This is a genomic window from Candidatus Zixiibacteriota bacterium, from assembly GCA_020853795.1.
In the GTDB taxonomy this organism is placed as follows: domain Bacteria; phylum Zixibacteria; class MSB-5A5; order CAIYYT01; family CAIYYT01; genus JADJGC01.
In genome coordinates, this window is sequence record JADYYF010000100.1 from 1 (window position 1) to 14092 (window position 14092).

General features: G+C 59.0%; 15 protein-coding genes. All 15 read right to left on the reverse strand.

Going from position 1 to position 14092, the window contains the following annotated elements; translation table 11 throughout:
- Positions 1-19: 19 nt before the first annotated feature.
- The gene (locus tag IT585_07575; GenBank protein ID MCC6963094.1) at positions 20-2929 is read right to left on the reverse strand and encodes a sigma 54-interacting transcriptional regulator; all 2910 of its coding nucleotides are present in this window, start codon (positions 2927-2929) and stop codon (positions 20-22) included.
- Positions 2930-2945: 16 nt separating this feature from the next.
- Positions 2946-3272: a hypothetical protein gene (locus IT585_07580; GenBank protein MCC6963095.1), complete on the reverse strand. Its 327-nt coding sequence runs from the start codon at positions 3270-3272 to the stop codon at positions 2946-2948.
- 310 nt (positions 3273-3582) lie between these two features.
- Positions 3583-4368: an electron transfer flavoprotein subunit beta/FixA family protein gene (locus tag IT585_07585; protein MCC6963096.1), complete on the reverse strand. Its 786-nt coding sequence runs from the start codon at positions 4366-4368 to the stop codon at positions 3583-3585.
- 14 nt (positions 4369-4382) lie between these two features.
- Positions 4383-5144: a ribonuclease III gene (gene rnc, locus IT585_07590; GenBank protein ID MCC6963097.1), complete on the reverse strand. Its 762-nt coding sequence runs from the start codon at positions 5142-5144 to the stop codon at positions 4383-4385.
- Between the two features lie 3 nt (positions 5145-5147).
- Positions 5148-6398 carry a beta-ketoacyl-ACP synthase II gene (gene fabF, locus IT585_07595; protein MCC6963098.1) on the reverse strand — a complete coding sequence of 417 codons (1251 nt, stop codon included), beginning with the start codon at positions 6396-6398 and terminating at the stop codon, positions 5148-5150.
- Positions 6399-6433: 35 nt separating this feature from the next.
- Complete coding sequence (gene acpP, locus IT585_07600) at positions 6434-6682, reverse strand: acyl carrier protein (protein ID MCC6963099.1); 249 nt, start codon at positions 6680-6682, stop codon at positions 6434-6436.
- A gap of 43 nt (positions 6683-6725) precedes the next feature.
- Positions 6726-7463, reverse strand: coding sequence for a 3-oxoacyl-[acyl-carrier-protein] reductase (fabG, locus tag IT585_07605; GenBank protein ID MCC6963100.1), 738 nt, complete (start codon positions 7461-7463; stop codon positions 6726-6728).
- The gene (fabD, locus tag IT585_07610) at positions 7460-8401 is read right to left on the reverse strand and encodes an ACP S-malonyltransferase (protein ID MCC6963101.1); all 942 of its coding nucleotides are present in this window, start codon (positions 8399-8401) and stop codon (positions 7460-7462) included. Before fabD ends, fabG begins: the two co-directional genes overlap by 4 nt.
- A gap of 2 nt (positions 8402-8403) precedes the next feature.
- Positions 8404-9399 (reverse strand): ketoacyl-ACP synthase III, encoded by a 996-nt coding sequence (locus tag IT585_07615; GenBank protein MCC6963102.1) that lies wholly within the window; start codon positions 9397-9399, stop codon positions 8404-8406.
- On the reverse strand, positions 9399-10427 hold the full coding sequence (plsX, locus tag IT585_07620) for a phosphate acyltransferase PlsX (protein MCC6963103.1): 1029 nt from the start codon (positions 10425-10427) through the stop codon (positions 9399-9401). The genes IT585_07615 and plsX overlap by 1 nt, the downstream gene beginning before the upstream one ends.
- Before the next feature lie 7 nt (positions 10428-10434).
- Positions 10435-10617: a 50S ribosomal protein L32 gene (gene rpmF / locus IT585_07625; GenBank protein ID MCC6963104.1), complete on the reverse strand. Its 183-nt coding sequence runs from the start codon at positions 10615-10617 to the stop codon at positions 10435-10437.
- A gap of 27 nt (positions 10618-10644) precedes the next feature.
- A complete protein-coding gene (locus IT585_07630) occupies positions 10645-11160 on the reverse strand; it encodes a DUF177 domain-containing protein (protein ID MCC6963105.1) in 516 nt (171 codons plus the stop codon).
- Positions 11161-11325: 165 nt separating this feature from the next.
- Entirely contained in the window at positions 11326-12129 is an 804-nt protein-coding gene (locus IT585_07635) for a PIG-L family deacetylase (protein ID MCC6963106.1), read from the reverse strand.
- Positions 12130-12267: 138 nt separating this feature from the next.
- Entirely contained in the window at positions 12268-13467 is a 1200-nt protein-coding gene (locus IT585_07640; protein ID MCC6963107.1) for an acetate kinase, read from the reverse strand.
- 2 nt (positions 13468-13469) lie between these two features.
- On the reverse strand, positions 13470-14092 hold a 623-nt coding region (locus tag IT585_07645), incomplete at its 5' end, for a 3-hydroxybutyryl-CoA dehydrogenase (protein MCC6963108.1).

The following is a 14092-nucleotide window of genomic DNA, read 5'->3' on the forward strand; positions in this document are numbered from 1 at the left end:
GAGAAGGAGATTGGAGTGGTTATTCCTGCGTCAGATGATACTGCTTCATCTTCAGACGCAGGGTCGACTCAGGGATCGAGAGCTTCTCGGCAGCGTGCTTTTTGACCCAGCCGGAGTCGCGCAGCGCCTTGAGGACGTATTCGCGTTCGAGGCGGTTGAGATACTCGTAGAGTGAAAAACTGCCGTTCGCTTCGGTGCGCGTGCCGGCGGAGGCATTAGCGCGATCGGTAATGCGGTGGGAGATCATGTAGGATGAGATCGTTTTCTTCTCGCCCGCCAACAACACCAGTTTCTTAATCTCGTTTTCCAGCTCGCGGATGTTGCCGGGCCAATCGTAGTCAGCGAGGCAGTTGAAGGCCTCCGGTTCGAGGCGCACTTCCGGATCGAATTTCTGGACGAAATGCCGGAGCAGCAGCGGGATATCCTCGCGGCGCTCGCGCAGAGGCGGCAGGCGGAAACCGAAGGTCGAGAGGCGATAGTAGAGATCCTGGCGGAACTGGCCGTGTTCCATCATCGTTTTGAGATCTTTGTTCGTGGCCGAGATGACGCGCACATCGACGCGGCGCGGGACGGTTTCGCCGAGCCGCACGACCTCTTTCTCCTCGATCACCCGCAGCAGTTTAACCTGAATCGAGAGCGGCATATCGCCGATTTCGTCCAGGAAGAAGGTGCCGCCGTCGGCTTCTTCAAACAGGCCGACCTTCTCGCCTTCGGCGCCGGTGAAGGCCCCGCGCTTGTAGCCAAAGAGCTCCGATTCGAGCAGAGTTTCCGGCAGCGCGGCGCAGTTGACCGAAACGAAGCGGCGGTCCTTGCGATTAGAGTTATAGTGAATCGCCTTGGCCAGCAGGTCCTTGCCGGTGCCGGTTTCACCTTCGATCAAAATCGAAATCGATGAATCCTTGACCTGCAGGACACGATCGAGGATATCGAGCATGTCGTGACTGGCGGTGATGATATTCGGGAAGGCCAGTTGTTTCTGCAACTGGTCTTTGAGCCGGCGGTTGTCCTGGGCCAGCCGGCGTTTTTGCTCTTCCGACGATTTGAAAGCCAGGATATCGGAGAAGGCGATGGCAAAATCGAGGTTGGATTTGGTGAAGTTGGCGTAACGCGCGCCGATGCGGTCGATGTAGACGAGACCGGCAACTTCGGATGAGAGCTGAATCGGGATCGAGATGAACGCCCCGAGTTGATCGCCGGCGCCGAGATAGTCGAACATGCGCTTGCGATCGGTGGTCAGGTGCGTTACCAGCAAGGGCCGATCCAACGGCAGCGAACCGCCGCGGCCGTTGGCGAGCGACTTGGCAACCTTCTGCAAGATGGTCGTGTCGAAGTCGAGCGCGGCCAGCGTCTCAAAGCAATTCTGCTGAGAGTCGTAGGAGAAGATAAAAGCGCGGGTACCGCCGACCTTGTCGCGCAGCACGCGCAAGCTGTCCTCCAAGGAACCGCTCTTGAGGCTGCCGTACTCGCTCGCGGTCAGAAATGAGCTGAACAAGCTGAATTCGTTTTCGTTGGAGAGCCCGGCATCAACCATGTCGTCTTCGATCGCCAGGCGGAGAATGCGGCACTCTTCGATGGCGCGGTCGTCCTGGAATTGGTGCGCCAGCGATTCGCAGGCTTCGAGGTAGTTGAGAGCACCGTCGAAGTCTTTGGCTTCATAGGCCAGTGCCGCCATCTGATAGTGCGCGTGAATCTTAAGCCAAGTGAGCGACAGTTGTTCGGCGAGGCGAATCGCACTATTGAGATAGCGCAGGCCAAGCTGGTGGTGAGCGCTCGACTTGATCAGAGACTTACCCGCGACATAGTCGGCGTAGGCGAGTTCACGCACTTCGCCGGCGACTTCGAGGAGCTGCACCGCATCATCGAACGACTTGAGGGCTTCGGCAAAATTCTCGTTGGCAGCGGCCAACGCTCCAAGAATCTTCTTGGCGCCGGCAATTTCGATGACTTCCCCGACATGCTCGGCGACCTGAAGTGCGCGGCGGGCATGATCGCCGGCCAGGGCGTAGTTGCCCGAGTTGTATTCGAGTTCAGCCAGGCGGCGCTCGGTCTGGCTGATAATGGCACTCTCGGGGGCGATGCGGTGACCAATTTCGAGGGCGTACGAGTAGTGCTGACGCGCCATACGGGTATCACCCATCGCGGCGAGCAGCTCGCCCATGTATTCATGATAGATCGAGCGTTCGCGCACCAGATCGAGCCGTTTGATCACGTCATAGGCCAGATCGAGGGTGCGGCGGGCATCGGAGAAATTCTCCTTCAGGTAGAGCACATAGCCGAGCGAAAGCAGATTGCGCGCCTCGGAAGGACCGGCCTCGGTGCTGTGGCTGAAGGTGACACAATCTTTCAGGGTCAGGAGCGCTTCGTCCCATTGACCGATAAGAATCTGGACCCGCGCGCGGTTGCCGCGGGCGCGGTTGAGAGCGACGTCGGAGGTCACCGCCAGGCGTCCGGCCAGCTCGATCGACTCGGCGAGGAACTTGTCGGCCAGCCGAAACTCGCCGCGAATGAAATAAATCTGCGCGAGGCGGTTGTAGGCGCTGACCAGGTCGTCATCGTGGCCGATGCGGCGGAAGGAGCTGATGGCATCGCGGATAAAAGCTTCGCCCTGGGCGAGATCACCGAGGGCGACATGGAGCTTGCCGATGAGGGCCTGAATGCGTCCGATGAGCAGGTTTTCGGCGGTCGCAGCGACAAGGGCATAGGCCTTGGTGGCGACAGCCAGCACCTCCAACGGCGGTTTGGTCGGAAGGTCGACCGCCGCCTGGAGATATAGATATTCTCCCGCCGTCACCGAAGAGGGCTCTGACTCGATGATTGGAGCCAGCTTCCCCAACTCTTCCCGGGCCGCGACAAACTTATTTTCGCCGATCAGGATGTGGATTGCTTTAAGTTTGTCCGCCGTGTCTGTCGCATTACCGATTCTGCTCATCCAGACAAAAACGTTGCTACTTAGTTTTCCTGTTCTTGACCGGCGAGTCGATCCGTTTGTTCGAGCCGGTCGTTGGCTTCACGCTCGTATCATTCCTCTCGCCGCCGATAAAGACGCTTCTCACCTCGAGAATGAAGAATCGTGTCCATTCGAAAATTCTCGTGATGACGGGCGTATTCGGGCGCGGGGTGTCGGTGGAACCACTCTGCGGTTTCCAACCCACCGTGGTCGTATCCGTAGGACGGTCGTCCCAGGGATGGTCCACCGCCTGAGCGGCAGCGGGGAGGAGCAGAAATATCGAGGCCGCGAAGACTACCACTGTCAGTAGCTTTAGCAGGTTCATGCCTACTGCCTCCAAATAGTTAGCTGTTATCAACTTAGTGCGGTCAAAGAAATGCAGGGGACAAAGCGACGCACATCTTTGGCTGTGCTTTAAGCTAAACCGGTTCTCATACCTTGTCAAGCATTTTTTGCGTCGGCACTGAAAAACACGATAGCGTCAAGCGTATCATATTGCCATAGAATAACTTATGGTTCCGTCGCAGTTCCTGCGACATTTCAATTCTATACATATAGTAGACGTGGAAAGGCCGGATCAGCTTGCGGCGATCCGTCCTTGTCAAACCAATGGCCAATGAAAGCGATGACTTTGGTCAGAGAACTTGATTCTCGCGCAGCTTAGTGAACAGCTTGTTCGCGATTTCTTGCGGCGTCGCGCCGGTGAGAATCTCCCCTTTCGGGCGAGCCGGAGGATTGGCAGCTTTCGAGACGGTGCTGCTCGATGCGAAGACGGGCAAAGCCAAGTCAAGTCCCAGATCAGCAGCTTTGTAAACCGCGACGGTTTTCTTCTTGGCGTTCATCTTCCCTTTCAGAGACGGTAGGCGGGGTTCGTTGATCTCCTTAACGACGGAGATTACCGCGGGAGTCGGCGCCGCGACTTTGTCGAAGCCGTCGTCGGTCATCCGTTCGACTGTGAGTCTGCCACCGTCGATCGCGTCGATTTTGCGGACGAACATGATTTGCGGCCAGCCGAGAAAACCGGCGAGTGCCGAGGAAACAGTGCCGGCATCGGAATCCACCGCTTGTTTGCCGAGAATGACCAAATCGACCGAGCCGATCTTTCTGATACCGGCAGCCAGCGCGCACGAGATGCCGATCGAGTCGACGGCGGCGAGGGCCTCATCCATGATATGGGCAGCTTCGTCAACGCCGAGCGCGAGGGCTTCGCGGAGCGCATAGTCGGCTTCCTTGCCACCGAGCGAAAGCGCCCAGATGCTGCCGCCGTGTTTTTCCTTGAGGCGCAGCGCCTCTTCGATGGCATAGGCATCGAAGGGGTTGAGCATACCGGGACTGGCGGGCAAATTGAGTTTGCCGGATTGCGCGTCGACGGTGACGAGCGCGATTTCGGGGACTTGTTTAACGCAGACGACGATATTCACGATGATCCTCCAGGCTATGCGTGTTCATCGAGCGCGGCCAGGGCGCTCTCGGCGGCGCGCTGTTCGGCGCTCTTTTTGGAATCGCCGCGGCCGGTGCCGAGGCGACGACCGCTGACAAAGACTTCGACGGTAAACACCTTGCGGTGATCGGGGCCGTCTTCGTCCGAGACCGTGTACTTGGGCAAGCCGCCACCGCCGGCTTGCAAGCGTTCCAGCAATTCGCCCTTGAAGTTGCGCAGCGACAGGAAGTCGCTGATTTCGTCAAAATTGAGCGAGATCAGGCGCTTGATGACCTGGCGGGTCGGTTCGAGTCCGCCGTCCAAGTAGACGGCGCCGAACATCGCCTCGAGGCAATCGGCGACGATCGAGGGGCGGGTGCGGCCGCCGGCGCGCTCTTCGTCCGCTGACATCAGGATGTAATTACCGAGGTCGATTTCCATGCCCGTGTGTGCCAGCACCTTTTTATTCACCAGCAGTGATTTGTTCTTGGTCAAACTGCCTTCGCTCATGTCGGGGTATTTCTGGAACAGTTCTTCGGCAACAATCAGGCCCAGCACCGAATCGCCGAGGAATTCGAGACGCTCGTAGGATCGCAGATTGCGCGGTTCGTTGGCACGCAGAAACGAGCGATGGGTGAGCGCCTTGGTCAAGTAATAGGTGTCGTTGAAGGAGTACCCGATGCGGCGCTGGATCTCGGCGATGGTAGTCGAACTGAGCGGCGATGGTGTCGACCGAACGGGACGTTTACCGAATAGCCGCGCGAACAAGCGCCTCATGCGTCATCCTGCAGAATTCATGTGCTTGCCGAGCGTGAGCGTGATATTGTGGCCGCCGAAGCCGAAGGAATTGCTGATGGCGTACTTGATCGGCACCGGGCGGCCGCCGTCGCGCAGGTAGTCCAGATCACACTGCGGGTCTTGATTTTGGATATTGATCGTCGGGTGGACGAAGCCGTGATGCAGCTGCAGGACGGTGGCAGCGGCTTCGATCGCCCCGGCCCCGCCGAGCATATGTCCGATCATCGACTTGGTGGAGTTCACCAACAGCGAGCGGGCGCGGTCGCCGAATACCCGTTTAATCGCGGAGGTTTCGGCGATATCGCCCAGCGGCGTCGACGTACCGTGCGTGTTGACGTACTCGATTTGCTCCAAGGTCAGTCCCGCGTCCTGGACGGCCGTCTGCATGCAACGGGCGGCGCCGTTGCCGTCCGGTGCCGGCGCGGTGATATGATGAGCGTCGGCGCTCATGCCGGCGCCGAGCAGATCGGCGTAGATCGGAACGCCGCGTTTGCGGGCGTGTTCTTCGTCCTCAAGAATAATGATAGCAGCGCCTTCACCGATAACGAAGCCGTCGCGGTCGACATCGAACGGCCGCGAGGCATGCTCCGGATCATCATTGCGGGTTGACAGCGCGCGCGCCTGGCAGAAGCCGGCGTAAGACATTTGGGTAATCGCCGCTTCGGCACCGCCGGTCACGATGATATCCGCTTCGCCGCGCTGGATGATACGCATGGCATCGGCGAGGGCGTGTGCGGAGGAACAGCAAGCGCTGACCGTAGCGTAGTTCGGCCCTTTGAATCCGTACTTGATCGAGATCAGTCCCGGAACGATGTCAATGATCATCATCGGGATGAAGAAGGGGGAGACCTTAGAGGGTCCCTTGTCCTTGTAGGTCCAGCATTGGTCTTCGAAGGTGAGGATACCGCCGATGCCGGAGCCGGTGACGACGCCGATACGGGTGAGGTCGATGGCGTTCAGGTCGAGGGCGGCATCCGCGACCGCCATTTGGGTCGCGGCAAGCGCATATTGCTGGATCAGGTCGGTGCGCCGCAGCTCCTTCTTGTCCATGTAGGCCGCGCCGTCGAAATTGCGCACGAGGGCGCCGATGCGGCTGTCGAAGTTGGACGTGTCGAAGCGGTCGACGGCGCAGACACCGGACTTGCCGGCCTGCAACCCGGACCAGAACTCCTCTTTCGAATTTCCCAGCGGCGAGACGATGCCGAGGCCGGTAACCACGGCCTTACGTTTCATACTCAAATTCAGACTCTCCGGCCGTGTGGTGGCAGCTACGCCGTTTCCTTGGCGTGGGTCTTGATATAGTTGATGGCATCACCGACGGTGGAGATCTTTTCGGCTTCCTCGTCGGGGATCTCCAATCCGAAGGCTTCTTCCAGCGCCATCACGAGTTCGACGGTGTCGAGCGAATCGGCGCCCAGATCATCAACGAATTTGGCGGTCGGCACTACGGCATCCTTGTCGGCATTCAACTGCTCAACAATGATCTCCTTGACCTTGGCTTCCACATCAATCGCCATTGCACATCCTCCTCATAAATTGCATTTGCGTTTACTTTCGCGATTACATCAGCATTCCGCCGTCGACCTGCAAGACCTGACCGGTAATGTATGCCGCGTCTTCCGAGGCGAGAAACGCAACGGCAGCGGCGACATCGGCCGGCAGGCCGGGTCGTTTGAGCGGAACGACACTTAAGAATGCTTCTTTGGCCGCGTCGGAGAGATGCTCTGTCATCTCGGTCTGGATATACCCCGGCGCGACGGCGTTGCAGGTAACATTGCGTCCGGCAAGTTCTTTCGCAACAGATTTGGTGAGTCCGATCAGGCCGGCTTTGGAGGCCGAGTAATTGGCCTGGCCGAAATTGCCCATCAGACCGACCACCGATGAAATATTAATGATTCGGCCGGTGCGCGCTTTCATCATGACCTTGGCCGCCGCCTGCGACATCAGGAAGGCGCCTTTCAGGTTGATGTTCAACACGCGATCCCAGGCCGCTTCGTCCATCTTGATGACCAAGGTGTCTTTGGTGATGCCGGCGTTGTTGACCAGAATATCGAGCTGACCAAAGCGCTGGAGCGCATGGTCGATCGCGGCCTGACAATCGGCGCCGGCAGTGACGTCACAATGGACATAGCTGATTTCGCCGCGGGCGGACAGCTCCGCGACGGTAGCCTGCCCGGCCTCATCAAGCACATCGGCGACAACGGCTTTGCAGCCGAGCGTCATCAGTTTCTCGACGATCGCGCGCCCGATACCGCGGGCGCTGCCTGTGACCAGGGCGACTTTGCCATTCAGAGTCAAACGACCTCCAACAATTTCTCGGCAACCAAATCAAAGTCGGAAATTTTGTCAAGGTTGATGATTTCCACCTCGCCCAGTGTCCGTTTCACGAGTCCGGAAAGCACCTTGCCCGGTCCGATTTCGACGAAGCGGGTGACGCCGAGGCGGCGCAGCTCTTCCAGAGTGTCGACCCAAAGAACGGGCGCGGTAATCTGGTTTACGAGTAATTGTTTTATCCGCTGCGGCTCGGTCTCCGGCTTGGCAGTGACATTGGCGATAACCGGAAACGCCGCGGGTTGAAACGGAAGTTGACTCAGGGTTGCATCCAGTTTGACCGCTGCACTTGCCATGAGGGGCGAGTGGAACGCGCCACCGACCGGCAACAGGAGCGCGCGCTTGGCGCCGAATTCTTTGGCGATCGGCACGGCCTTCTCGACGGCCGCGAAGTCGCCGGAGATGGCGATTTGATCGGGCGCGTTGAAATTGGCCGGTACGACCGTGCCCTCAGACTGGAGTCGCTCTACCAGCTGCAGCACCTGTTCCCGCGAGGCGCCCATGACGGCGGCCATGGTGCCGCGATTTTGCTCGCAGGCCTCCTGCATTGCCTTGCAGCGTGTGTTGACGGCAATGATCGCATCTTTGCGACTGAGCACGCCGGCGCAGGCGAGCGCCGAATACTCGCCGAGCGAGTGACCGGCCGCGTAGTCGGGCCGGATTCCCTGCCGTTCCAGGATGATCTGCCACGCCAGCGAGTGGGTGAGAATTGCCGGCTGGGTAACGACGGTTTGCTTAAGGCGTTCTTCGGGACCATTAAAGCTGACCTCAGCGAGGTCATAGCCCAGCAGGAGCGAGGCTTCGGCATAGAGGGCGCGCACGGCTTCGTGCTGATCATAGAGATCGCGCGCCATTCCGACATACTGCGAGCCCTGCCCTGGGAACAAGAATGCGGTTTTGTTCAAAGCTATATCCTCACCAGCACAGCGCCCCAGACCAAGCCACCGCCGAAGGAGACGAGGAGCACGAGGTCGCCGGATTTCATGCGGCCCTGCTGCTTGGCTTCGGTCATGGCGATGGGGATTGACGCCGAGGATGTGTTGCCATACTCGGCGATATTGACGAAGATTTTCTCATCCGGCACGTTGAGACGCCTTTGCAGCGAGTCGATGATCCGGATGTTGGCCTGATGCGGGATGACCAGATCGATCTCTTCCGGTTTGATCCCAGCTTCGGCAATCACTTTTTCCGCGGAGTCCTGCATATTGCGAACCGCGAATTTGTAGATTTCCGAGCCGTTCATATTGATGTAGAGCGCGCCGTTGTGCATGTTTTCGGTGGTGACTTTCTCGCGCGAGCCGCCGGCGCGGACGAAGAGCAGTCCTTCATGGTTGCCATCGGCGGCGATATGCGAAGCCAGAATGCCCCGACCCGTGTTCTCCGCGCGGGTCAGCACCGTGGCCCCGGCGCCGTCGCCGAACAGGACGCAGGTGCCGCGATCCTGATAGTTGGTGATGCTGGTGAGAGTCTCCGCTCCGACTACCAGCACGTTTTCGTACATGCCGGATTCGATAAAAGCGCGGCCGGTGGTCAGCCCATAGAGGTAGCCGACACAGGCAGCATTGAGGTCCATGGCGGCAGCCCGTTTGGCTCCGAGGCGTCGCTGGACGATCACCGCACTGGAGGGGGTTTTCATATCGGGTGTGACGGTGCCGACGAGGATCAGGTCGAGGTCGGCCGCACTCATGCCGGCATCCGCCAGCGCCATCTCGGCCGCTTTCGTGCTCAAGTCGGAGGTCGCTTCACCGGAGTCGCCGACCACGTGGCGGCGCTTGATGCCGGTGCGTGAAGTAATCCACTCGTCGCTGGTGTCCACCATTTTCTCAAAATCGGCGTTCGTTAGTACCGTGGCCGGAGTGTAGGCACCAAGCCCAGCGACCTGGGCCGAGAATTTTGACTTCATCATTGTTCAACCGCCTTCGCGGAACTTTTCTCGATTCGTTTTTGGATGTGACCAGTAACATTGGTTGAGATCATTTCGGCAGCACCGCGGATGGCATTGCGGATCGCCTTCTCCGAGGATTTGCCGTGACCGATGACGCAATTGCCGTTGATCCCCAGCAACGGTGCGCCGCCGTATTCGGCATAGTCGAGCGAGCGGCGCATGCGCCGCAGGAACGGCCCCATCAAGATAGCGCCAGTTTTGGAGAAGAGATTGGAACTGATCTGGCGGCGGATCTTGGTTTCCAGCAGGACCTTCACCGATTCGGCAAACTTGAGAATGATATTGCCGATAAAGCCGTCGCAGACGACGACGTCGCACTTGCCTTCGAGTACGTCGCGGCCTTCGACATTGCCGACGAAGTTGAACGGACCCGACTTAAGCAGATCGTGGCTGGCGAGCACCAGTTCGTTGCCTTTGCTGCGTTCCTCGCCGATCGACAACAAGCCGACCTTGGGTGAACGGACTTTGAGAATGTCCTCCGAGTACGAAGCGCCCATCATGGCGAACTGCAGCAGATTTTCCGGTTTGACGTCGACATTGGCACCGACGTCGATCACCAAGGTACCGCTGTCATGGGTGTTGGGAAAGGTGGCAGCGATGGCCGGGCGGCTGACGCCGGGAATGCGACCGAGCGTCAAGACGGCGGTGGCCATGACGGCGCCGGTGTGGCCGGCCGAGACCACGGCGCTGACGAGTCCTTCTTTCTGCATGCGCATCGCTACGGCAATCGAGGAATTTTTCTTGCGCAGGGCTTCCGTCGCATTCATGCCCATGCCGACGGTCTCATCGGCGTGGGCGATCGAGATCGGGAGCGCAGCGTCGACGCCGATCTGCGCCAGGTGCTCTTTCAGCACCGGTTCGTCGCCGACGAGGACGATCGCATCGTTTTCATTCCCCGGCGTTTGCAGGTAGCTGACGGCGCCGGCTACCGCGGGCAGCGGGCCGAGGTCGGCGCCCATGCAGTCAACGGCAATGCGTCGCGTCAAAACTGAATCAGGCTTCCTTTCCTTCCAGGATCTGCTCGCCGCGGTAGAAGCCGCAGGCGGGGCAGATGTGATGCAGCATCTTGATTTCGCCGCAATTGCTGCACTCCGACATAGTCGGCAGCGTCGCTTTGTAGTGGGTGCGGCGCTTGCGGCCGCGTTGTTTCGAGTGTCTGCGTTTTGGAAGTGGCATGGTTCTCTCTTACGGTTAAGCGTTCAACTAATTCTCTTTCAACTTGCGCAAGGCGTCCCAGCGGGGGTCTTCCCGCTCGCTGCGGCAGTCGCACTGCCCGTCGTTCAAATTTGTCCCGCAGCGCGGGCACAGGCCGCGGCAGTCCGCCCGGCACATCGGTTTCATCGGCACCTCCAGCGCGATCAGGTCGCGGAGATGTTGATCGAGCACGTAGACGGTTCGGGAGGCGGCAATGGGAACGAAGACGTCATCCTCAGCCTCCCCGGCCACTGATTGCTCGTCCGCGACCAGTTGCAGTACGAGATTCAGCGGCAACGCGCAGTCCTGCTCGAACTCGCGGAGACAGCGGGCACAGGTATACTGGATTGTATAAGCCACTGTGCCGTTGAGGAATATCTCGTCCTCGATGCGCCAGGCCGACAGCCGATAGTTCACGGCGGACAAGACTTGGGCCAGTTCCAGCCGGAGATCCAAGTCTCCGGGAACTGCTGTCAATTCCAATTCACTGGGATCAGCCGTGATCGTATCCAGCTGTATCTCCATAGCCCGATAACCTATCTTTCCCAAGGGTTAATGTCAAGCATAAACGCCCGCGACACAATGCCCGACAGTGTCGGTCGCGATGATCTTCCGCTGAAGTAAAACGATGACGCGACACCGATGTTCGGCGCATTCTTGAGAGCCACGCGAGACGGAGCATGTGCCGGATCAGGGGATGCCGTCGAAGAGGTCGTGCTCGACGCGGCGACTGCCATTGACGAGGCTGAAGGCGCGATAGTATTCCTGCCGACCCCAGAGCACGAGATGAGCTGCCTCCGGAAGATCGCGCAATTTGTCGTAAATGGTCAGTTGCGTCTTGTGACAAAGGATGGCATTCCAGACTGTCTGCCAATGTGCAGACGTATCGATGCGAGTGGTGATCGACCAGTCGGGCCACGCGGACGCCTGGCGAACGACGTCATCGACTTTGTAGGTCAATTGCTTGAAGGCGGCCTGATAAAGATCCCAGACGGGCTGGGAATTCACGAAGTAGTAAAGCTTTTGCACCTGGTGCGGCGGATCGGGCACGCCGGCAGCGGAGCCGGCTGCCTGCACGATGGCGGCTCCGGTGAATTGCGAAATGGCGATGTGATCGACGTGGCCGTAGGCGCCGAAGGGATCGAACGTGATAACCACTTGGGGCCGATGCCGACGAATCAAGGCGGCGATTTCCGCAATGATGGCAGCGGGCGGCGCGGCATCCAGTTCACCGTCCAGATAGCCAAGAATGTGCAGGTGCTTTACGTTCAGGACTTCGGCCGCTGCACGTAATTCGCCGGCGCGCACGCGGCCGACCGTCTCGATTCCCGGGTGCTCTGCGGAGAGGCCGTAGCGTCCACGCTGACCGGTAGTGGCGGTGATCAGTGTGGTTTCGACGCCGTCAGCAGCGGACTTGGCCAGGATACCACCGGTGCCGAGGGACTCGTCGTCCGGATGCGCCAGGACGCACATGAGGCGGCGATCAGCAGCCACGATATGGACTGAAGTGGTACATGTTCACCTCAATTAATACGCGGGACGGGACTATGCAAGAGCGAGTTTTCATCGGAGCAACAAAAACGCCGTCCGCGGGAGCGGGCGGCGTAAGTTCGGTTCTACGTTGAGCGGCGGCTATTTGCTGATCAGCTCGGCGGTGTCGAGCGCAATCACCAATTCTTCATTCGCCGGCACGACGACGACTTTGACCTTACCGGCGGATTTGGAGATGATCGCTTCCTTGGCCCGCGCGGCGGCATTGGCGGCGTCGTCGAGTTCAACGCCCATGAACTCCAGCCCGGAAACGCAGGCATGGCGCACCTCGGCGGAGTTCTCGCCGATGCCGGCGGAGAAGACGATGCAGTCGAGTCCGCCCATGGCGGCGGCGTAGGCGCCGATGTATTTCTTGACGCGGTAGCAATAGATGTCAAAGGCCAGCTTGGCCGACTTGGTGCCGTTCTTCATCTCCTCGAGAATTTCGCGCATGTCGGAGGAGACACCGCTGACGCCGACCAGGCCGGAGTGCTTGTTCAGCATGGTGTTGGCCTCGTGCAGCGAGAGTTCTTCCTTGCCCATCATGTGCAGGATGATCGCGGGGTCGATGTCGCCGCAACGGGTGCCCATCATCAAGCCTTCGAGGGGGGTGAAGCCCATCGTCGTATCGACCGAGATACCGTCCTTGACTGCCGACATCGACGCACCGTTGCCGAGATGGCAAGTGATAATTCTGAGGTTCTCGCGCGCAGCGTTCAGCATTTCGGCAGCGCGCTTCGAGACAAAGTGATGATTCATCCCGTGGAAGCCGTAGCGGCGGATCCGGTATTTGCGGTACAGGATGTAGGGCAACGGATAGATGTAGGCGTGCTCCGGCATCCGGTGATGAAAGGCCGTGTCAAAGACGGCGACGTTGGGGACTCCGGGCAGGTTGGACATAGCGGCATTTATGCCGCGGATATTGTGCGGATTGTGCAACGGGGCCAGCTCGATCAGCTTACGCAGTTCGAGCATGCATTCCGGAGTGATCACGCAGGATTCGGTAAAGTGTTCGCCGCCGTGGACGACACGATGGCCGACCGCAGCGATTTCGGAGCGGTCCTTAATCACGCCGTGATTCGGCGAGAGCAGCACGGCGATAACGTGCTCGATAGCGACGGTGTGGTCGAGAATCTCGGATGAGAGCGTGACCTCCGGCCGGTCGTGCGGCTTGTGCGTCAGGACGGCGCCCGACATGCCGATCCGAGAGACCATGCCTTTGGCCAGACAGAAATTGTTCGGCAACTCGAACAGCTGATATTTGACCGACGAGGAACCGCAGTTGAGGATGAGTACTTTCATAATCAGGCTCCTTCAATTCTGTTGCCGTCTTCATCATATTTGAAGAACCCTTGCCCGGTCTTAACGCCGAGGTGCCCGGCGCGCACCATTTTGCGCAGCAAGGGGCAGGGATTGTATTTATGTTCCGACAGTTCCTTAAGGAGGTTCTCCATCATCGCCATGACCTCGTCCAGGCCCATCATATCGGCGAGGGCGAGCGGCCCCATATTGAAGCCGAAGCCGAGTTTCATGGCGTTATCGATTTCTTCCGCCGTGGAGGTCCCTTCCATCAGGACGTGCATCGCCTCATTCAAGAAAGGCACAATGATGCGGGTCGTGACAAAGCCGGGGTACTCATGGACCAGAATCGGTTTCTTGTTGAGCTTGACGGCGAATTCCTTAGCCAACTTGTAGGTCTCATCCGAAGTCTTGAGACCGCGCACCAACTCCACCATCGGCACTTTGTGAACGGGATTAAGGAAATGCATGCCGATGAACCTGTCGGGACGATTGGTGGCCGACGCCAACTGCGAGATCGAGAGGGTCGCAGTATTGGTGATGAAGATCGTTTCGGGCGGACAGAACTTATCCAGTCGTGCCAGCAAATCGCGCTTCAGTTCGATGCTTTCGGGAATGGCCTCGATCA